At 66.9% G+C, this 17,977-nt stretch carries 19 protein-coding genes; 5 read left to right on the forward strand and 14 right to left on the reverse strand.

Features of this window, described 5'->3' with window-relative positions:
* Window positions 1-49: 49 nt before the first annotated feature.
* The 3 genes from ACJH6H_RS19060 to ACJH6H_RS19070 are packed head-to-tail and all read right to left on the reverse strand — an operon-like array spanning window position 50 to window position 3,410.
* On the reverse strand, window positions 50-1,033 hold the full coding sequence (locus tag ACJH6H_RS19060) for a VOC family protein (RefSeq protein ID WP_318985599.1): 984 nt from the start codon (window positions 1,031-1,033) through the stop codon (window positions 50-52).
* Window positions 1,030-1,899, reverse strand: coding sequence for an alpha/beta fold hydrolase (locus tag ACJH6H_RS19065; protein WP_138248325.1), 870 nt, complete (start codon window positions 1,897-1,899; stop codon window positions 1,030-1,032). The genes ACJH6H_RS19060 and ACJH6H_RS19065 overlap by 4 nt, the downstream gene beginning before the upstream one ends.
* Entirely contained in the window at window positions 1,896-3,410 is a 1,515-nt protein-coding gene (locus tag ACJH6H_RS19070) for a bifunctional 3-(3-hydroxy-phenyl)propionate/3-hydroxycinnamic acid hydroxylase (RefSeq protein WP_318985600.1), read from the reverse strand. Before ACJH6H_RS19070 ends, ACJH6H_RS19065 begins: the two co-directional genes overlap by 4 nt.
* Before the next feature lie 77 nt (window positions 3,411-3,487).
* On the opposite strand from ACJH6H_RS19070, the gene ACJH6H_RS19075 reads away from it, so the two are divergent.
* Genes ACJH6H_RS19075 through dmpG form a run of 3 tightly spaced genes read left to right on the forward strand, consistent with a single transcriptional unit; the run spans window position 3,488 to window position 5,573 of the window.
* The gene (locus ACJH6H_RS19075) at window positions 3,488-4,114 is read left to right on the forward strand and encodes a TetR/AcrR family transcriptional regulator (RefSeq protein WP_406775573.1); all 627 of its coding nucleotides are present in this window, start codon (window positions 3,488-3,490) and stop codon (window positions 4,112-4,114) included.
* Window positions 4,111-4,566, forward strand: coding sequence for a hypothetical protein (locus tag ACJH6H_RS19080; protein ID WP_318985602.1), 456 nt, complete (start codon window positions 4,111-4,113; stop codon window positions 4,564-4,566). Before ACJH6H_RS19075 ends, ACJH6H_RS19080 begins: the two co-directional genes overlap by 4 nt.
* A complete protein-coding gene (gene dmpG, locus ACJH6H_RS19085) occupies window positions 4,563-5,573 on the forward strand; it encodes a 4-hydroxy-2-oxovalerate aldolase (RefSeq protein WP_318985603.1) in 1,011 nt (336 codons plus the stop codon). Before ACJH6H_RS19080 ends, dmpG begins: the two co-directional genes overlap by 4 nt.
* 134 nt (window positions 5,574-5,707) lie before the next feature.
* On the opposite strand, the gene ACJH6H_RS19090 is transcribed toward dmpG, so the two are convergent.
* From ACJH6H_RS19090 to ACJH6H_RS19100, 3 genes are read right to left on the reverse strand one after another with little or no spacing between them, the layout of a single operon-like run.
* A complete protein-coding gene (locus ACJH6H_RS19090) occupies window positions 5,708-6,856 on the reverse strand; it encodes a thiolase family protein (RefSeq protein WP_318985604.1) in 1,149 nt (382 codons plus the stop codon).
* Entirely contained in the window at window positions 6,849-8,084 is a 1,236-nt protein-coding gene (locus ACJH6H_RS19095; RefSeq protein WP_318985605.1) for a CaiB/BaiF CoA-transferase family protein, read from the reverse strand. Before ACJH6H_RS19095 ends, ACJH6H_RS19090 begins: the two co-directional genes overlap by 8 nt.
* Before the next feature lie 48 nt (window positions 8,085-8,132).
* The gene (locus tag ACJH6H_RS19100) at window positions 8,133-8,432 is read right to left on the reverse strand and encodes a hypothetical protein (RefSeq protein ID WP_318985606.1); all 300 of its coding nucleotides are present in this window, start codon (window positions 8,430-8,432) and stop codon (window positions 8,133-8,135) included.
* Between the two features lie 137 nt (window positions 8,433-8,569).
* Here ACJH6H_RS19100 and ACJH6H_RS19105 point away from each other — a divergent pair, with 137 nt between their 5' ends.
* Together ACJH6H_RS19105 and ACJH6H_RS19110 are read left to right on the forward strand one after the other, a co-directional pair.
* On the forward strand, window positions 8,570-9,304 hold the full coding sequence (locus ACJH6H_RS19105) for a response regulator transcription factor (protein WP_061003466.1): 735 nt from the start codon (window positions 8,570-8,572) through the stop codon (window positions 9,302-9,304).
* Entirely contained in the window at window positions 9,304-10,443 is a 1,140-nt protein-coding gene (locus ACJH6H_RS19110) for an ATP-binding protein (protein WP_318985607.1), read from the forward strand. The genes ACJH6H_RS19105 and ACJH6H_RS19110 overlap by 1 nt, the downstream gene beginning before the upstream one ends.
* A gap of 22 nt (window positions 10,444-10,465) precedes the next feature.
* On the opposite strand, the gene ACJH6H_RS19115 is transcribed toward ACJH6H_RS19110, so the two are convergent.
* From ACJH6H_RS19115 to ACJH6H_RS19150, 8 genes are all read right to left on the reverse strand, one after another.
* Window positions 10,466-11,095 (reverse strand): hypothetical protein, encoded by a 630-nt coding sequence (locus ACJH6H_RS19115; protein WP_318985608.1) that lies wholly within the window; start codon window positions 11,093-11,095, stop codon window positions 10,466-10,468.
* Between the two features lie 10 nt (window positions 11,096-11,105).
* Entirely contained in the window at window positions 11,106-11,609 is a 504-nt protein-coding gene (locus ACJH6H_RS19120) for an SRPBCC family protein (protein WP_318985609.1), read from the reverse strand.
* Window positions 11,610-11,677: 68 nt separating this feature from the next.
* Window positions 11,678-11,896, reverse strand: a complete 219-nt coding sequence (locus tag ACJH6H_RS19125) for a hypothetical protein (protein WP_318985610.1) — start codon at window positions 11,894-11,896, stop codon at window positions 11,678-11,680.
* Window positions 11,897-12,008: 112 nt separating this feature from the next.
* Entirely contained in the window at window positions 12,009-12,677 is a 669-nt protein-coding gene (locus ACJH6H_RS19130; RefSeq protein WP_318985611.1) for an IF2 family translation initiation factor, read from the reverse strand.
* Window positions 12,678-12,703: 26 nt separating this feature from the next.
* Window positions 12,704-13,273 carry a CsbD family protein gene (locus ACJH6H_RS19135; RefSeq protein ID WP_318985612.1) on the reverse strand — a complete coding sequence of 190 codons (570 nt, stop codon included), beginning with the start codon at window positions 13,271-13,273 and terminating at the stop codon, window positions 12,704-12,706.
* Between the two features lie 160 nt (window positions 13,274-13,433).
* Window positions 13,434-15,515 carry a catalase gene (locus ACJH6H_RS19140; RefSeq protein WP_406775574.1) on the reverse strand — a complete coding sequence of 694 codons (2,082 nt, stop codon included), beginning with the start codon at window positions 15,513-15,515 and terminating at the stop codon, window positions 13,434-13,436.
* Window positions 15,516-15,630: 115 nt separating this feature from the next.
* Window positions 15,631-15,903, reverse strand: a complete 273-nt coding sequence (locus tag ACJH6H_RS19145) for a DUF4235 domain-containing protein (RefSeq protein ID WP_318985614.1) — start codon at window positions 15,901-15,903, stop codon at window positions 15,631-15,633.
* Between the two features lie 124 nt (window positions 15,904-16,027).
* Window positions 16,028-17,632, reverse strand: coding sequence for an FMN-binding glutamate synthase family protein (locus ACJH6H_RS19150; protein ID WP_406775575.1), 1,605 nt, complete (start codon window positions 17,630-17,632; stop codon window positions 16,028-16,030).
* Window positions 17,633-17,977: the final 345 nt, after the last annotated feature.

The raw sequence follows: 17,977 nt of genomic DNA on the forward strand, positions 1-17,977 counted from the left end.
TGCACGATATTCCGCGCCCACCGCGGAATATCGTGCACAAATCGCGTTATTAGTCGGCGATTCCGGCCCCGGCGAGCGCCGGGACGGTGTCTTCGCGGTGTAGCAATGACTTGACAGCGGTCGTGAACTGCCCGAGCTTGTCGACGCTGGACTGCATCTCGTGGCCCCAGATGCTGATGCCCTGGTGAGTCGTCGGTTTCCAGGTCGATTCGTCAACGATCAGCGGGTTCCATCCGACCTCCCACTCGAAACCCGAGGGGGTGACGGCGTAGTACGACAGTTCGCGGTCGTTGGTGTGCTGCCCGACTCCCAGGGCCATGTCGAACCCCAGTGCTCGCACGCGTTGGTAGCTGTCCGTCAGGTCGTCCAACTCGGCGACCTGAATGTTGAGGTGCTGCACGCGGGTCCGAATCGGGTTGATCGACAGCCGATTCACCGCGGCGATCGCCACGGAGTGGTGGCGCCGGTTGACCCGCAGGAACCGGATCTTGACCTTGACACCGCTCATGGTTTCATCGATGAAGTCGCTGAGTCGGGCGTCGAGCAGCGTGTTGTAGTAGCCGCGGACCTGATGCGGCTTGGTGCTGGTGACGGCGACGTGACCCAGCCCGAATTCGCCGGTGACGAAACCCTTTCCGGCCACCGACAATTGCCCGTCGATGTGCGCTCGGGTGTACAGCTCCTGCGCCAGCCCGTTGGGGCCGGGTATCCGCACCAGACGCTCGACGCCGCGCAGCGCGGCCTCCTCGTCGGTCCCGACGGTGACGGGCACGCCGCACCGGTGCACGCGGCCGAGGATCTCCTCGAAGGTCTCGTGGTCGTAGACCTGCCAGCCCAGCGTGGTGACATCCTCGGCCGGCCCGCGCCGCAGCAGGAACCGGCATTGCTGTTCGTCGAGCCGGAATCGGATCGCGTCGGTGTCGAGGTCGTCGAGGTGCATGCCGATCGCGTCGCGACCGAACCGCCGCCAATCGGCGAACCGCTCCGTCTCGACCACCAGATAGCCGAGTGACACATTGCCGAAGACGCTCATGGCCGGAATACCGCACTGTCCGAGAGGAATTCGTCGACCATCTGGTTGAACAGCTCGGCACGCTCCCACTGCATCCAGTGCCCGGTGCGGCTGGTCATGACCAGTTCGGCGTTGGGCATGATGTTCTGCAGCATGGGCCCGCCCGATGGCCGGTTCACCTTGTCGTCGCGGCCCCACAGGATCAGCGTCGGCGTCTGCAGCGAGGACAGCCGCGCGTCACGTGTCAGGTCCATGCGCCAGAGCGTTCGCAGCGCGAACGGTCCCGACGGCCGGCTCAGCGGCGGATTGGCCACCACCTCCGGGTCGATGGACGCCGTGTAGCGCAGGTCGATCAGCTCGTCGGGTACCGAGTCACCGTCGTAGACCAGGTAATTACGGATGAACGTGGCCAGCTTCTCACGGCTGGGGCCCGAGCCGCCGTAGTACGCCAGCAGGCTGTTGAGACCAGCTGTCGGCAACCCGCGCGTGGTGCCGATACCGCCGGGGCCCATGAGCACCAGCTTGCCGACGCGACCGGGGGTGTCCAGCGCCAGGCGCAGTGCCGCGGCGCCGCCGTAGGAGTTGCCGATCAGATGTGCTGTGCTGATGCTCAATTCGTCGAGCAGCCCCCGCATCGCATCGGCCAGGGAGCCGAACGGATCGGACTTGTCGATGCCCTTCGACGAGCGTCCGTAGCCGGGCATGTCGGGGACGAGGACGCGGTAGCGCTTGGCGAGGGCGTCGATGTTGCGGGAGTAGTTGGAGACGCCGGAGGCGCCCGGGCCGCCGCCGTGCAGCAGCATCACCGCAGGACCCGACCCCGCTTCGGCGACAAAGATCTTCTGGCTGCCGACGGTGACGGTGTGTTCGGTGAGGGTGGTGGTCATGCGCATGCTCCTGTCAGGGTGGTGAGGTTCAGTCCGGCCGGCGGAGCCGGGAGTGGTTGTCCGGAAGAGGTTGCGGCGTAGACGAATCCGTCCGGTCGAAGTACGACGGCGTCGGCCTTGCGGTCACGCAGCCACCGCACCAGACTCGGTTCGGTGATCTGCAGGGCCGACGCCCCGGCAGCCGTCCAGGCCACCGCCCCGGTCGGGACGGCGTTGGTGTGCAGCACCGTCCAGCGCCCGCCGAGCAACTCGTCGAGCAGCAAGCCGCCCACCGTGGGTTGCGGGATCTGCCAGCCCACCGCGGGGTGCGTCGCCGCGAAGAAGCCGTCCTCGTAGTGGGCGTCAGGTATCCACCAGAACTTCTGGCCCGCGGCATTGGCACCGGGAATCCGGGTCAGCGCCCGCACGACGTGATTGCGGATCGCGGCCAGCCAGGGCCGCCGCTCGGTGATGATCCGACCAACCAGCACCGCGCGCCGGGTGACCTCTGTGACGTGCGGTTTGCGTTCTGCGGCATACGAATCCAGCAGTGAGTCGGGCGCCTGACCGCGCAGCACCGCGGCGATTTTCCAGCACAGGTTGGCGGCGTCGCGGACGCCGGCGGACATCCCCTGGCCGATCCACGGCGGCATGGCGTGCGCGGCATCGCCGGCCAGGAACACCCGTCCGACGCGCCAGCGGTCCGCCACCCGGACGTGATGGCTGTAGACGACAGCGCGCATGATCTCGACGTGCTCGGGCGTGACGCCCTGCTCCCGCAACACTTTCCACACCGCTTCGTCGCTGGTGAGCTCCTTCTCGTCCTCGCATCCCCGAGCGGGGTACTCCCACCGGTGATGCCCGAGCGGCGTCGGGCAGTCGACGGTCGGGCGTGCGGGGTTGCAGTGAAACCGCAAGCGGTCGTGGGCATCCCACTCTTTGATCACCTTGGTGTCGATGACGACCCAGCGCTCGCCGTAGGTGCGTCCGCTGTACCCGATGCCGAGCACACCGCGCGTCGCCGACGAGCCGCCGTCCGAGGCAATGACATAACGGGCCGTCACCCGCTTGAAGGCGTCGGCACGCAGGTCGGCGAGAAGCAGCTCGACGTCGTCGGCCCGGTTGGTCACCCGCAGGCATTCATGCTCCAGGAGCACCTCGACGTTGGCGAACCGGGCCACCCCCTCGCGGAGCACGGAGTCGACCGCCGGCTGGTACAGGAACTGCTGCGACGGATGGCCGCAGCCGCGTCCGTAGATCACGGTTTCGATGAAGGGGCGCCCGTCGGCGTCGACGAATGCGACCGGACGGTCGGGCAGCATGTCGCGCTGCAGCCGTTCAGCGAGCCCGACCGACTGCCAGACCCGCAGCACCTCCTCGTCGGTCGAGATCGCCCGCGCCCGACTGTAGATGTCCGGGTCTCGTTCGATCACAACCACCTTGAGGCCGAGTTGGCCCAACAGGTTGGCCGCGGTGGCACCCGTGGGGCCATACCCGACGACCGCGACGTCGTAGGTCTCTGCACTGCTCATTAGGGCCTCCCACTTGTTCTGTAGTGATCGCTACGGTAATGTAGTGATCACTACAGAGTCAAGAGTCGGGAGTGAAAATGACCGAAGCGCCCAAGACCCGCCGCAAGCGGGCGGACGGCGAACAGTCCCGCGAGCGAATCCTGGACGCCGCCAACGAGATTGCTTCCGAGCGTGGCTACGAGGGCACCAGCATCGGCCTGGTCAGCAAGAAGTGCGGCCTGCCCGCCAGCTCCATCTACTGGCACTTCAAGGACAAGGACGACCTGCTGGCCGCCGTGATCGACCGCAGTTTCGAGACATGGCTGAAGGTCTGGGAACTCCCCTCCGACGGCGAGCCACGCGAACGCGTCATCGGCCTCGCCAAGCAGCTCGCAAAAGGCCTGCTCGACAATCCCGATTTCCTGCGCCTCGGCCTGATGCTCGCACTGGAGCGCCGGCCCATCGAACCGAGTGCCCGCGCGCGGTTCCTGCAGGCGCGCGCGCAGGCCACCGAGTCACTCACCGATGCGCTCAGCGAGCTCGCGCCGGGTCTCACCGACGCCCAGGTCCGGCTGCTGGTGAACTACTCCATCGCCGGCGCCGACGGACTCTTCATCGCCAAGGAACTCGGCGGCGATTCGGTGGACCTGCTCGAGTTGTTCGAGATGCACGCCAACGCCATCTATGACACGGCGATGCGGATGCTCGCCGAGAACGCGCAATGACCGCGATCGCCGGGGCCACCGCGCCAATCGTCGCCGCCGTCGCAAGATCAGGGAGCGTGGCCTACGCCGAGGTCGTGTCGTCGATTCCGGCGTACTCCGCCGGCCCGGACATCCGGGCCGGCGTCGACGATCTCATCGAAACCACCTGTACCGCAATGCAGAACGCCGGCGCCCGGCATGCGAAGGTCATCTCACTGCTCAGCCCCTCCGCGTCGACGCGGAACACCGTCTACTGTCTGGTCGACGGTGCCGCCGATCACGGGGCCATCGAACGAGACATCCGCGCCGCGGTCGCACGGATCAGCGCCTACGTGCCCGGTTTCCAGCTCAAACAGGCTGTGCAGTTCGAAAGCATCGGCCCGATCCGAATCCCGGAAATCGGCGCCTTCGCGGGCACCAAGGTGACCGCACTCGTCGAGGTCACCACTGAAAATCTCGGAGCCCCAACATGATCTACATCAGCGACGTCACCCTGCGTGACGGCATGCACGCCGTCCGGCACCAGTACACCATCGCGCAGGCCGTCGCCATCGCGACGGCGCTCGACGCCGGGGGCGTCGCCTCCATCGAGGTCGCGCACGGCGACGGACTGGGTGGGTCCAGTTGTGTCTACGGCTTCGGCGCCCACACCGACCTGGAGTGGATCTCCGCCGTCGCCGCCGCGGTGTCCCGGGCGCGGATCGCGACGCTGATCCTCCCCGGCATCGGTACCGTGCGCCGGTTGCGCGACGCGCATCGCGCCGGCGTCACCGTCGTCCGTGTCGGTACCCACTGCACCGAGGCCGAGCTCTCCGCCCGCCATCTCGCCGCCGCCCGCGAGCTCGGCATGGACCCCGTCGGCTTCCTGATGATGAGCCACCTCGCCACGCCGGCGGTCCTCGCCACGCAGGCGAAGCTGTTGGAGAGTTACGGCGCCACCTGCGTCTACGTCGTCGACTCCGGCGGGGCGATGACGATGCGCGACGTCGCCGACCGCGTTGACGCACTGCGCCAAACCTTGGACCCTGCAACAGAAATCGGCATCCACGCCCACCACAATCTGTCTCTGGGAGTGGCCAATTCGATCGCCGCGGTCGAGCACGGCGCCAACCGGGTCGACGCGTCGTTGACCGGGATGGGCGCCGGAGCCGGCAACGCACCGCTGGAAGTCTTCATCGCCGCGGCCACCAAGCTGGGCTGGGAGCACGGCTGCGATCTGCATGCGTTGCAGGATGCCGCCGACGATCTGGTGCGGCCGCTACAGGACCGCCCGGTGCGCGTCGACCGGGAGACCCTGACGCTCGGCTACGCGGGCGTGTACTCGAGCTTCCTGCGGCACGCGGAGATTGCCGCCGAACGCTTCGACGTCGACACGCGAACGCTGCTGGAAGAAGCGGGGCGACGCGGACTCGTCGGTGGGCAAGAGGACATGCTGGTGGATATCGCGCTGGACCTCACCGGTGGTCGCCGGCGTTGCTGAGACCAGGTAGCCCCCCGGCCTAGGCGTCCATCCGGTCCGCGAGACCAACTGCACGGCGATATTCCGCGGCAATCTCCGCCATCCAGTTGGTCTCGGAAACACCGTCAGGTCAACGAACGCCGCCCTCCCCCGTGCTACGCCACCAGTTCCACCAGCGTCGCGTTGGCGGTGCCGCCGCCCTCGCACATGGTCTGCAGGCCGTAGCGAATTCCGTTGTCCCGCATGTGGTTGATCATGCGAGTCATCAGCACCGCGCCGGACGCGCCGAGCGGGTGCCCCAGCGCGATCGCGCCACCGAGGGGATTGAGCGCCGCCTCGTCGGCGCCGGTGTCGGCGAGCCAGGCCAGCGGTACCGGGGCGAACGCCTCGTTCACCTCGAAGACACCGATGTCGCCGATCTTCACACCGGTCTTGCGCAGCACCTTTTCGGTGGCCGGGATCGGGCCCGTCAGCATCAGGACCGGGTCGGCGCCCGTCACCGCACCGCCGACATACCGCACCAGCGGGGTGAGGCCGAGCTGCAGCGCGTTCTCCAGCGTCATCACCAAAAGTGCTGCCGCACCATCGGAAATCTGCGAGGAGTTGCCGGCGTGGATCACGCCGTCCTCCTGGAATGCCGGCTTGAGGCCACCCAGCTTCTCGACCGTCGTCCCGCGCCGGATGCCCTCGTCCTCGTGCACCACACCACCGTCCTCGGTGAACACCGGAACGATCTGCGTGACGAACGCGCCCGAATCCTGTGCAGCCGCGGCGAGTTCGTGCGACCGCGCCGAGTACTCGTCCAGCCGGGCCCTCGACAGACCCCACTTCTGCGCGATCATCTCCGCCGAGATGCCCTGGTTGAAACCGAAACCGTCATACCGGGCAAGCGCTTTCGGCCCGTACGGCTCGCCGGTCTGGCGGGCCGCACCGAGCGGCACCCGGCTCATCACCTCGACACCGCCGGCCACCACGACGTCCTGCTGACCGGACATCACCGCCTGGACCGCGAAATCCAGTGCCTGCTGCGACGATCCGCAGGCCCGGTTGACCGTCGTGCCCGGGATCGACTCGGGCCAGCCGGCCGCGAGCACCGACCAGCGGGCGATATTGCTCGACTGGTCGCCGACCTGCGAGACACAGCCCCACACCACGTCGTCGACGAGTTCGGGGGCCACTCCGGACCGCTCCATCAGTTCGTTCAACACCACGGCCGACAGGTCGGCGGCATGCTGGCCGGCCAGTCCCCCGTTGCGCTTGCCGACGGCGGTCCGCACGGCCTCGACAATGACGACTTCACGCATGGTCGCTCCCTGATCCATAGACATCGCCGATGGCACCGGCGGCCCGCAGGCCGGCGATATCTTCAGCGCGGTAACCCAATTCGCCGAGTATCACATCTGTGTGCTCGCCCAGTCCGGGGATTGCCCCCATGTTCAGCTCCAGGCCGCTGATCACCGGCGGCGGCAACAACGCCTCGATGGGGCCATTCGGGGTGCTGACCTGACGCCACCGGTCGCGGGACTTGAGGTGCGGATGTGCGATCACCTCACTGGGCAGGTTGTACCGCGAATTGCCGATGCCGGCGGCGTCGGCGATCCGCTGGATATCCTCGAGATCGCGCTCAGCGCACCAGGATCCGATGGCGGCGTGAAGCTCGTCGCGGTGCGCGCAGCGGTCCGAATTACTCGCGAATCGAGGGTCCGAGGCGAGGTCGGGCCGCTCGATGATCTCCCGGGCCAGGCGCTGCCATTCCCTGTCGTTGGTCGTCCCGAGAACGACGGTCTGTCCGTCGCGCGTAGCGAACGCGCCATATGGTGCCACGGCAGGCGATGCCATCCCGAGTGGCTGCTGGTTCACGCCCGAGTGCTGGGTGTAGGTCAGCGGGTAACCCATGATGTCGGTCATCGTGTCGAACAGGCTCACCGCGACCGACGGCGCCGCACCGACAGAGACACCACGGGCGCGGCCCAACAGCAGCGCCATGATGGACAGCGCCGAGTACAGGCCGGTGGAGATATCGGCGACGGGCGGACCCGGCTTGGCCGGCATGCCCGGGAAGCCGGTGGCCGCACATGACCCGGATTCCGCCTGCACCAACAGGTCGTACGCACGTTTCTGGGAAAGGGGTCCGCCCGGCCCGTAGCCATCGATCTCGACGGGAATCACCTGCGGGTGCCGCCTGCCGAGGTCCTCCGGTGACAACCCCAGTCGCGCGGTGGCGCCCGGCGCCAGGTTGGAGACGAACGCGTCGGCCCGGTCGAGCAACTGGTGCAGCACCGCAATGCCCTTGTCGGACTTGAGGTTCAGGCTGATCGACTGCTTGCCCCGGTTGGCCCACACGAAATGCGCCGCCTGGCCGAGCACCACGTCGTCGTAGTCGCGGGCGAAGTCGCCGCCTCGGGGATTCTCGACCTTGATCACGCGGGCGCCGAAGTCGGCCAGCACGCGCGTACACATCGGCGCGGACACCGCCTGCTCCATCGCGACGACGGTGATCCCGGCCAGCGGCAGCGACTGCGCTTCGGTCACGCCCCTCACATAACCATGTCGCCGCCGGTCGGCGCGCTGCGACCCCGTTCAGGAGTCCGACGCACAGGTCACGTCGACGTAGACGTTGTTGATCATGCGGGTGTCCGCGCGCTGGGTCGGGTCCGCGAGATTCGGCAACCCGTGCACGCCCGTCACCGTGCAGGCGGACAGCGGAGCGCTCGGGGCCCCGTCGACCTGCACGTTGTAACCCTCGCTGCGCAGCGTGGAGACGACGTCGGCGCCGTTGTTGCCGGACGCACTGGCGGCCTGCGCCGGGCCGGCGGCGGTCAAGGTGGCAGCGGCCAGCGCCGCGGCGGCGGTGGCGAAGAAAGCGATCTTGCTGATCATGTCGATGTCCCTTCACGGTGGTTTCTGACGTCGTCCAGACTCGAATCGGCCGACAAGGGTTCCCCGGAGGAACGATGAAGATTCGTTAAAGAACGCGGCGCTGACCTGGTCATCCGGTCGACCGCACCACCGCGCGGGTGCACTATGAGCAGGTGAACGGCACTGAACCGACGCCGAGCCTGCGCGCGCTGGTCGTCGACGACGAGGCGGCGCTGGCCGATGTCGTGGCCAGCTACCTCAAGCGCGAACAGTTCGAGGTACGAGTCGCGGCCGACGGCCCGTCGGCTCTTGTCGCCGCCCGCGAACTCGACCCCGACGTCGTGGTCCTCGACATCGGACTGCCGGGCCTCGACGGCATCGAGGTATGCCGACAGCTTCGGGTGTTCTCCGACGCGTACGTCGTGATGCTGACGGCCCGCGACACTGAGATCGACACCATCGTGGGGCTGTCGGTCGGCGCCGATGACTACGTCACCAAACCGTTCAGTCCCCGCGAGGTCGTGGCCCGGATTCGGGCCATGTTGCGGCGGCCCCGCCGTGCCCCCGAATCCGTCCCCGAGACGGGGACACCGCCACGCGTGTTCGGGGAGCTGCACATCGACACCGACAGCCGACAGACTCTGCTCGGCGGCGCCCCGATCATGCTGACCCGCACCGAGTTCGACGTACTGGCCGCGCTGTCGTCGCGCCCGCGGCAGGTATGGACGCGACATCAACTGCTGGAAGCCGTGTGGGGCGAATCGTGGTTCGGCAACGACAACGTCGTCGACGTCCACGTCGGCCATCTGCGTCGCAAGCTCGGCGACAACTCGGCCGAGCCGCGCTACGTCACGACGGTCCGCGGCGTCGGGTACCGGATGGGAGAAGGCTGATGGCCCAGAACCATCCGCGCAGCAAGCACGGCATTCGGAGTCGCCTGCTGGTCACCAACGCGGTCGTCGTCATCGCGGCCATCGCCACCACGACGACCGTCGCCCTCATCATCGGCCCGCCGATGTTCCGCAAGGTGATGCAGGACGTCCTCGTCCCGGGGCGCACCGGTCCGCATCCCTATGAGCACGCCTTCCGGCAGGCGACCGCCGTCTCGGTGGGAATGTCGCTCGCGGTGGCCGCCACGACCGCGCTGGCACTGAGCTGGTACCTGAGTCGGCGGATGCACCGGTCGACGGCCGAACTCGCCGCCGCCGCCACCGCGGTCGCCGACGGGAACTACGACATCCGCGTCTCACCACCCCACCTGGGCACCGAATTCGACGCCATCGCAGACGCTTTCAACACCATGGCCGAGCAGCTCGGCTCCGTCGAAACCACCCGGCGTCAGCTGCTGGCCGACCTGGCGCACGAGCTTCGCACACCCGTCTCCGTCATCAACGCGTATCTCGAGTCGATCGAAGACGGCATCCATCCCCTCGACGCGACCACGATCGGCGTGCTGCGCGACCAGACGCGTCGTCTCGCCAGGCTCAGCTCCGACGTACGGGCGCTGTCCGACGCCGAACGCGACATGGCGCTCGTAGACAGGCAATCCGTCGCACCCGCAACGCTGATCGGTGCGGCCGTCGACGCCTTCGCCGCGCCGTACCGCGCGAAAGGCGTTGCGCTGACATCGGATATCGATCCCGGACTGCCCGATCTGTGGGCCGACCCGCAACGCCTCGACCAGGTGCTGGCCAACCTGCTGACGAACGCACTGCGGCACACCGATACCGGCGGCACGGTGCAGGTGACGGCCACGCACGCCGGCGGTTCGGTGCAGATCCGGGTATCGGACGACGGTGACGGCATCGCCGCCGAACATCTGCCGCGGTTGTTCGAGCGGTTCTACCGCGCCGACTCGGCACGCGACCGCGCACACGGCGGTTCCGGCATCGGGCTGGCGATCGCGAAGGCCCTCGTCGACGCCCACCACGGCCGGATCACCGCGACCAGTGCCGGTCTCGGCACGGGCGCGACGTTCACCGTGGAATTACCCAGCCGCGCAACGGCGCTCGCGGGGTCACGCGAGTCCTGACCAATCGCGCCTGCGTGAACGTCTAGCGCGGCCAGTTCGGGTTCGGCGGATAGCCCGGATCGGGATTGCCGGACGGCGGGTAGCCCGGATACCCCGGCGGTGGGTAGCCGGGATAACCCTGTTGCGGCGGCGCGGGATACGACGGTCCGCCGCTCTGCCCGCCCCGGCGGCGCAGCATCACAACAATGAACACGACGAGGCACGCCACCCCGAGCGCGACGAAGACGACGATGGGCCACGACCAGCCGCTGGGCGGCGCGCTCACCCAGATCCGGCTCGCTCCGGGACACCGCACGGTCACCGGCCCGCGGTCGAGCGGCAACTCCCCGACGGCCCGGTAGTACTTGCCCCGGGGGATCAGGAAAATCCGCTTGCCACCGAATCGCTTCTCGTCGTGCGCCCCGGTGAACGGCTCCAACGGCTCGGTCTGGCCGCGAGATGTCGTTGCCGTGCAACGAATGTTCGACTGCGATCGGTCGAGATACACGACGTGGACACGCTCGGTGGGCGTCACCACGTCGCCCGATCGGATCAGTTCGGCCGGGTCGTCCTTGGCACCAAGGAAGATCACGACCGCCAGCGCCAACATCCCGAACCCGAACAGCGTCCCGATCACTCTGCCGATCGGGCTCTTTCCCCCGCTACGCCCCATGGCCCGATTCTCACACGGACTCGCCCACCGATCGCACCGCATCGTCGCTGGTTGTGGTTCGGCGTTCGGCGATGGCGGCGAGCCGCAGCGTGCACTCCCGGTTGCGCGGCATGACCGCCGCCAGGGCCACCTTGTCCGGTATCCAACGCATCGGTAGTCCAACCGGCACCTCGGCCATCTCGATGAGGCAGCCGCCGGTCGGCGTATCGGACAACCGAAGGAAGATGCGCGCCCGGCCGAAGACGCCGGCACTGGCGAGCAACACCAGCTCCTCCAGTGGGCGGCAGTCCTCTACTTCAGTGACGTCGTTGACGAGGAACGGCCACACCCCGATCGAGTGCTGGATGCGGCTGCCGACGGCGGGCCAGCCGGCGTCGACGGCGCGCATCCGACTGTTGCCCACCACCCACTGGGAGTACGTCCAGCCGTCGGCGATGACGTTCCAGACCTCCTGGCGGGTCGCGGTGCTGTGCCGCCGCACGGCCAGGCCGCTGTCAAGCACGTTGTCAGCCATGCGATTTCCTTTCAGAGCCTGAAGACCCGTTTCGCTGTGCCGCCGACGAAGCCACTGTCGTTATGGCCCTACGAACGGACGGCGAAGTAGGCGAGGAAGACGATCAGTGCCGTTGCCAGTAGAAGCCAGACGACCACGCCGACCTTGATGGTGTGCTCCGTCTCGTCGTCGGGTTGAGGCGATCCTTGGGGCGCGACGCCCCATTCACCCACCGCAGACGGGTTCGACGGGACGACGGCATTCGGGGTCCGGGCGTCGTCGGGTGCGGAAAATGGATCGTGGCTCATGGGGCGGATTTACCCGTGGGACCCCGTTGACAAACAGGAGTGCACGACCGGGCGCCGGACAGCGGCGTAGTCGCCCATGTCCGGCGCCCGGAACCAGTGTCGGGATTCCGCGTCAGACCCGACCCGCCCGCCGGTTCTGCTTCTCGGCGTCGGCAAGCACCTCGACCTGCTCAGCCTGCTCGCGCTTGGCTGCCGCGGCAGCGCGCTTGTCGCGGACATCCTCGAGTGCGGCTTCGGCCGCAGCCGCCGCCTTCTCTTCGGCTTTGTTGATCCGTTGCAGCCGTTGCCGTTCAGCGGCTTCGACGGCTTCCTTCTTCCGATCGGCCTCGGCCCGGCTAGCCTTGGCGGCCTCGGCAATGCGCTTGTCGGCCGCTTCCGCCGCCTGCCGCTTACGCTGCTGCGCGCGCTCCCGGGCATCGGACACCGCGTCCTGCTTGGCGGCCACGGCTTCGTCGCGGTCGTCCGCGACCTCTGCCAGCGAGTCCTCCAGCTGTGCGCCCGCCTCTTTACGCCGTTGGGCCGCATCCATGCTCCGCACCACCGCTTCGGCACGGACCTCGCTTCGCCGGGCCAGGGCCGCACCCCGCCTGCGCAACGTGGAATCGCCGAGCACTCCGCCGACGGCAGCATCGAGCCCGCCAAGTGACCGCTCATAGATCAGCCGAGCGGGTGCTTCGGCGTCCAAGCGGGTGATCCATCGATCCTCGATGAACTGCAGCGGAAACCGGGCCAGGCGGTATTGCATTCGCAAAACCTGTAACGGCAATTCGGTGATGCTCACGATATCTCCTTGTTTGTCAATGTCTTTCAGGGCAGGTTGGTTCGGTCGGTGAGGGTCTCGGCGCGTTCGCGAAGGCGACGGGCCTCGGCTTGCTCTTCGTCCGCCGCTTTCTGCGCGGCGCGGTGTTCGGCGAGCGCGTCACCCGCCTCCCGGCCGGCTGCCGCGGTCTCGACCGTTTCCCGGATCTCCGCCTGCCGTTCCTCGCGCTGCTCCTCGACGCTCGCGCGAACCTGCTCTTCGGCAGCGCGATGACGCGCCGTCTGCGCTGTCTGCTGAACCTGGGACACCTGCTGATCCCGTGCTGCCTGCTCTGCGGCCTCGGTGCCGGACCGCACCACCCCTCGGGCACCAGCTGCCTGATGGTGCGCCGAAGACAACAGACCGGTGGCGGAGTCGGCCTCGGCGTCCGCGACGGCCTCGATGGCGTTGGCCTCTTTGCGGGCCCGCGCCTGGGCCTGCTCCAGTTGCCCTTCCGCGGTCAATGAATCGTTGCCGGTCACTGCGCCGGCGATCTCTTTTGCTTTGCCTTTGATCGAATCGATCAGGCCTTTACGTGCCTCATCAGCTTTCTCATGTTCGCCCATGACCTGTGCCATGCTCGTTTTGTGCGTTCTTCAAACACCGTTCCGGCGAGTCAGGGTCGCCTCTGGCGCGCGAACAGCGCGCTGAACAGGCACGGACCATCGATCGAGGCTCGCGATCGGGCACGTGTGATTTGAATCAACCCGGGCATTCCGGCGAGCGGCGGCGACGGCATCACCGGAGAGCGTTACTCGTGTCCCGGTCCCATGCCCGGTGCAGCCCGAGTGCCGCTGTCAGGCGCGCGATGAAGTCCTTGTCGACATCCTCGCCGAGCTCGACTCCCGGAGCCTTCAGCGGGAGCTTCGCCGCTTTGAGTACCGCGTCGCCATCACCCCACGCCGCGAGAACTTTGAAGTGCCGGAAGGTTTCCTGCAACAGAACGACCAGCCTGGCGTCGCGCAGTGGTTTTGTCCCCGCGGCGACGACGAGGGCGTCGACTTCGATCGAACGGACCGTGGCCAGAGTTCGGTCCACGGTCACCTGGCGACGGCCGGCCTTCAACACCCCGCCGGTCGGGGCGATGACCAAGGCGGCCGCGCCCGCGGCGGTCGCGGCCTTCACGAGTTTGGCCACGCCCGCGAGGTCTGAACCCGCATCGGCGAGAATGCCGATCTTCCGGCCGACGATCGGTCCTGGTTCCGTTGTCACCTGCGCCAACGCCGGTGACAACGGAACATCCTCGGCGGGACGGCCTTTCGGTGCCGGCAGCCCGAGCGCAGCCGCGACCTTTTCGCAGAGCGCGGAATCGACGTTGGCGAGCACCTGCAGTTCGCGTTCTTTGATGCCTTGTTCGTAGACCTTGCCCAATTCGAAAATGAAGGCGTCGGCGAGGTGTGACTGTTCCACCGCACTCAAACTGCGATAGAAGAGGGTCGCCTGGCTGAAGTGGTCGTCGAAGGAGGCCGGCTGTGCACGGACCGCTTCTCCCTCGATCCGTCGCGGAAAGTGGACGTAGGCACCATCTTTCGCTTCTGCTGGGCGAGGCTCGTCACCGTCGATGCTGTTCGGGCGATACGGCGCCAGGCCGGTGTGGATCGCCGTCTGATGCATCCCGTCGCGCAACATGTCGTTGACCGGGCAATGGGGCCGGTTGATGGGCAGCTGGGTGAAGTTCGGGCCACCCAGGCGCGTGAGCTGGGTGTCGACGTAGGAGAACAGGCGGGCCTGCAGCAGTGGGTCATTGGTGGGCTCGATGCCGGGCACCAGATTACCGACGTGAAAAGCGACCTGTTCGGTCTCTGCGAAGTAGTTCGTGGGGTTGCGGTTGAGCGTGAGCTTGCCGACCAGTTGGACCGGCGCCAGTTCTTCCGGCACGAGTTTGGTCGGATCCAGCAGGTCGATGCTCTCGAACGTGTCGGTGCCGTCATCGGGCAGAATCTGCAGTCCCAGTTCGTATTCGAAGAAGGCGCCCGCTTCGATCCCGTCGGCCAGATCACGGCGGTGGAAGTCCGGGTCCACACCGGCGGCGATCTGCGCTTCCTCCCACACCAGGGAATGCACGCCGGCGGCCGGCTTCCAGTGAAACTTGGCCAGGCTGGTCTTGCCGGCCGCGTTCGTCAGCCGGAAGGTATGTACGCCAAAGCCTTCCATGGTGCGGAACGAGCGCGGAATGCCGCGATCGCTCATGTTCCAGAAGACGTGGTGGGTGGTCTCGGTGTGCAGGGAGACGAAGTCCCAGAACGTATCGTGTGCCGACTGTGCTTGGGGGATTTCGCGATCCGGGTGCGGTTTGGCCGCGTGCACGACATCGGGAAACTTGATGCCGTCCTGGATGAAGAAGACCGGGATGTTGTTGCCCACCAGATCGAATGTGCCTTCGTCGGTGTAGAACTTGACCGCAAAGCCGCGGGTATCACGCACCGTGTCGGCAGAACCGCGCGATCCCAGCACAGTGGAGAAGCGCACGAAGACGTCGGTGGTCGTCCCCTTGCGTCCCAGGAACGCTGCTCTCGTGAACGACGAAGCGGTGCCGTACGACTCGAAGACCCCGTGCGCCGCAGCGCCGCGGGCATGCACCACGCGCTCGGGTATGCGCTCGTGGTCGAAGTGGGTGATCTTCTCGCGAAGATGGAAGTCCTCCAACAGCGACGGGCCGCGGGGACCTGCCTTCAAGGAATGGTCGGTGTCGGTCAGGCGCAGTCCCTGACTCGTCGTCAGGAACTGCCCCGACTGGGCGCGCGCCGGTTCGTCGCCCTGCGTTCCCGCAGGGCCGACACCGGCGGGGGCGGACTGGTCACGCTTGCGGCGAGGGGGCATGGGTGTCTCCTGACGGAACGAGAAACGCTACAACCAAGCGCACGGGACTGCCCCGAGCCTCAGAACCCCATACCCAAACCCGCTGCGATGCAAACTTCTTCGTTGCGCGTCGCCCTTACACCGGATTCTCGTGCGCCACAGCGCGGTAGCTGCGTGCCCCTGCTCGATCCACGGCCGCTCTGACAAGGCCGAAGACCAGGCCCTGCACACCCGCGGCCAACAACGCCTGGCTGCCCGAGCGGTTCAGATCCTTGGGGTCTGGAGGTCCCTCGCCCGAGTCGTCGATCCGCTCCCACAGCACACTGAAGACCTTGCCGGCCACCAGGCCGCCCACCACGCTGAACGCAGCCGACAGCGGCAGATACAGCGACTTCGATAACTTGCTCATCGTTCTCCTTGGCATATCTGACGGCCCCCGACTGATCCGAGCCGTGGCTGAGAGTTACCCCGAGTGCGGCCACGTCAATCGCCACACGTCTCGGCGGCAGCCCAACGCCAAAGGCGTGGAGGCGTCAGGACACTCGCCGAGATCGCACGATGGGCCGGAACGAATCGGCATCGGCGGCCGCCCAGTCGAAGGCCCAGCTTTCCGGCGCCTGCTCGATGAGTTCACCGGGCGCCAACCATTCGTAGAGTTCCGCGTACGAGACCTGCTGGGTGGCCGAGACTTTCTTGCGCAGCAGATGCGGCGACAGCATTGCCGGATCGGCGATCCCCATCGAGCCCATGATTTTCATTGCCTGCTCGACAGTGGCCTTCTGGTAGCGATACACGCGGGCGCTCTTGTCGTCGACGTCCAGAGCTCGCGCCCGTCGCGGGTCCTGAGTGGCGACCCCGACCGGGCAGTGATTGGTGTGACAACGCTGCGATTGGATACATCCGATCGCCATCATCATGGCGCGCGCAGCGTTGGTGTAGTCGGCGCCCTGAATGAGCCGTTTGATGATGTCATTGCCCGCGGCTACCTTGCCGCTGGCGCCGATGCGGATGACGTCGCGCAGACCGGTACCGACCAGTGCGTTGTGCACCGTCATCAATCCATCGGTGAGCGGAAGCCCGACGTGGTCCTCGTATTCCAGTGGCGCAGCGGCCGTTCCGCCCTCGGCACCGTCGACGATGATGAAGTCGGGAGTCACCCCCTCGGCGCGCATCGCTTTGCAGATGGCCAAGAAGTCCACTCGGGAGCCCACGCACAGTTTGAATCCCACCGGCTTGCCGCCGCACAGTTCGCGGAGCCGACCCACGAACTGCACCAGCTCGCGTGGCGTCGAAAACGCCGAGTGCGCAGCGGGACTCACACACTTCTCCCCCGCGGGCACCCCACGATATTCGGCGATCTCCTTGCTCACCTTCGACGCGGGCAGCACACCGCCCACGCCCGGTTTGGCACCCTGGCTCAGCTTGAGCGAAACGCATTTGACGGCATCGTGTGCGGCCTTGTCGGCGAACTGGTCAGGGTCGAAGTGTCCGTCGGCGGTGCGCGCGCCGAAATAGCCGGACCCGATCTCCCACACCACATCCGCGCCTCCGAGGTGGTAGGGCGTCAAGCCGCCTTCGCCCGTATCGTGGGCGAAGCCGCCCCGTCGCGCCCCGGCATTCAGGGCTTTCAACGCGTTGGCCGAGAGCGCCCCGAAACTCATCGACGACACGTTCAGCAGTGCCATGTCATAGGGCCGGGTGCAGTCCGGGCCTCCGATACGAACCCGGTAGGGCTCCGGCGGGGGCTCCACCGGCGCGGTCGAGTGCACCAGGTACTCGTACCCGGCCTCGTCGACATCGCGTTCGGTGCCGTACGACAATTCGGCCGCCGTCCCCTTGGCCCGCTCGTAGATCAGCGAACGGATGTCGCGGTCGAACGGCCGGCCGTCAAAGTTGCGTTCGATGAAGTACTGCTGCAGTTCCGGACGCACCGCCTCCAGCAGGTACCGGATGTGCCCGATCACCGGGTAGTTGCGCAGCACCGAATGACGTCGCTGGGTCACGTCGAAGACGCCGACGGCGGCCAGCCCACCTACTGCCACCGCGGCAATCCACCACACCCAACCACCGAACAGCGCAGTCACGGCAAGGCCTGCCGCAACGGCGACCAACGCCGCGACGATTCCGAACCGAATCACACCAACCCTCTTCATCTGGCGGTCCACTGTCGGCGGAATACCCAGAATCGGTCCGTTCAGGCATCGGCGCCTCCAGATCGCCGGCACAAACATAGCTGTGCGCCCCACGGAGTGCCTTCGTTCGGGACGGGCAACCCCAACCGCGCGAGGGGCGTCGCTTCGCTCAGCGGCCCTCTCATCCGGACGCCATGAGCTGGCAATGTCTGAAATGGCTATGAATCGATCATGAAATTGGCATGTCGATCATTATGTGTCGCATATGAATACCGGCTCTTCATGATTGAGGGTGTAGAACGGTCAGCTGCTGTCGGCCTGTGATTGGGGTGTCTGGTTGGCTGGGTGTGT

The organism is Mycobacterium sp. SMC-21, from assembly GCF_045310825.1.
Lineage (GTDB): Bacteria > Actinomycetota > Actinomycetes > Mycobacteriales > Mycobacteriaceae > Mycobacterium.

What these genes read in the sequence shown, in the direction of transcription:
- ACJH6H_RS19060 (WP_318985599.1), bottom strand. Translation starts at nt 1,033, where the DNA reads ATGAGCGTCTTCGGCAATGTGTCACTCGGCTATCTGGTGGTCGAGACG.
- ACJH6H_RS19065 (WP_138248325.1), bottom strand. Translation starts at nt 1,899, where the DNA reads ATGACCACCACCCTCACCGAACACACCGTCACCGTCGGCAGCCAGAAG.
- ACJH6H_RS19070 (WP_318985600.1), bottom strand. Translation starts at nt 3,410, where the DNA reads ATGAGCAGTGCAGAGACCTACGACGTCGCGGTCGTCGGGTATGGCCCC.
- ACJH6H_RS19075 (WP_406775573.1), top strand. Translation starts at nt 3,488, where the DNA reads ATGACCGAAGCGCCCAAGACCCGCCGCAAGCGGGCGGACGGCGAACAG.
- ACJH6H_RS19080 (WP_318985602.1), top strand. Translation starts at nt 4,111, where the DNA reads ATGACCGCGATCGCCGGGGCCACCGCGCCAATCGTCGCCGCCGTCGCA.
- dmpG (WP_318985603.1), top strand. Translation starts at nt 4,563, where the DNA reads ATGATCTACATCAGCGACGTCACCCTGCGTGACGGCATGCACGCCGTC.
- ACJH6H_RS19090 (WP_318985604.1), bottom strand. Translation starts at nt 6,856, where the DNA reads ATGCGTGAAGTCGTCATTGTCGAGGCCGTGCGGACCGCCGTCGGCAAG.
- ACJH6H_RS19100 (WP_318985606.1), bottom strand. Translation starts at nt 8,432, where the DNA reads ATGATCAGCAAGATCGCTTTCTTCGCCACCGCCGCCGCGGCGCTGGCC.
- ACJH6H_RS19110 (WP_318985607.1), top strand. Translation starts at nt 9,304, where the DNA reads ATGGCCCAGAACCATCCGCGCAGCAAGCACGGCATTCGGAGTCGCCTG.
- ACJH6H_RS19115 (WP_318985608.1), bottom strand. Translation starts at nt 11,095, where the DNA reads ATGGGGCGTAGCGGGGGAAAGAGCCCGATCGGCAGAGTGATCGGGACG.
- ACJH6H_RS19120 (WP_318985609.1), bottom strand. Translation starts at nt 11,609, where the DNA reads ATGGCTGACAACGTGCTTGACAGCGGCCTGGCCGTGCGGCGGCACAGC.
- ACJH6H_RS19125 (WP_318985610.1), bottom strand. Translation starts at nt 11,896, where the DNA reads ATGAGCCACGATCCATTTTCCGCACCCGACGACGCCCGGACCCCGAAT.
- ACJH6H_RS19135 (WP_318985612.1), bottom strand. Translation starts at nt 13,273, where the DNA reads ATGGCACAGGTCATGGGCGAACATGAGAAAGCTGATGAGGCACGTAAA.
- ACJH6H_RS19140 (WP_406775574.1), bottom strand. Translation starts at nt 15,515, where the DNA reads ATGCCCCCTCGCCGCAAGCGTGACCAGTCCGCCCCCGCCGGTGTCGGC.
- ACJH6H_RS19145 (WP_318985614.1), bottom strand. Translation starts at nt 15,903, where the DNA reads ATGAGCAAGTTATCGAAGTCGCTGTATCTGCCGCTGTCGGCTGCGTTC.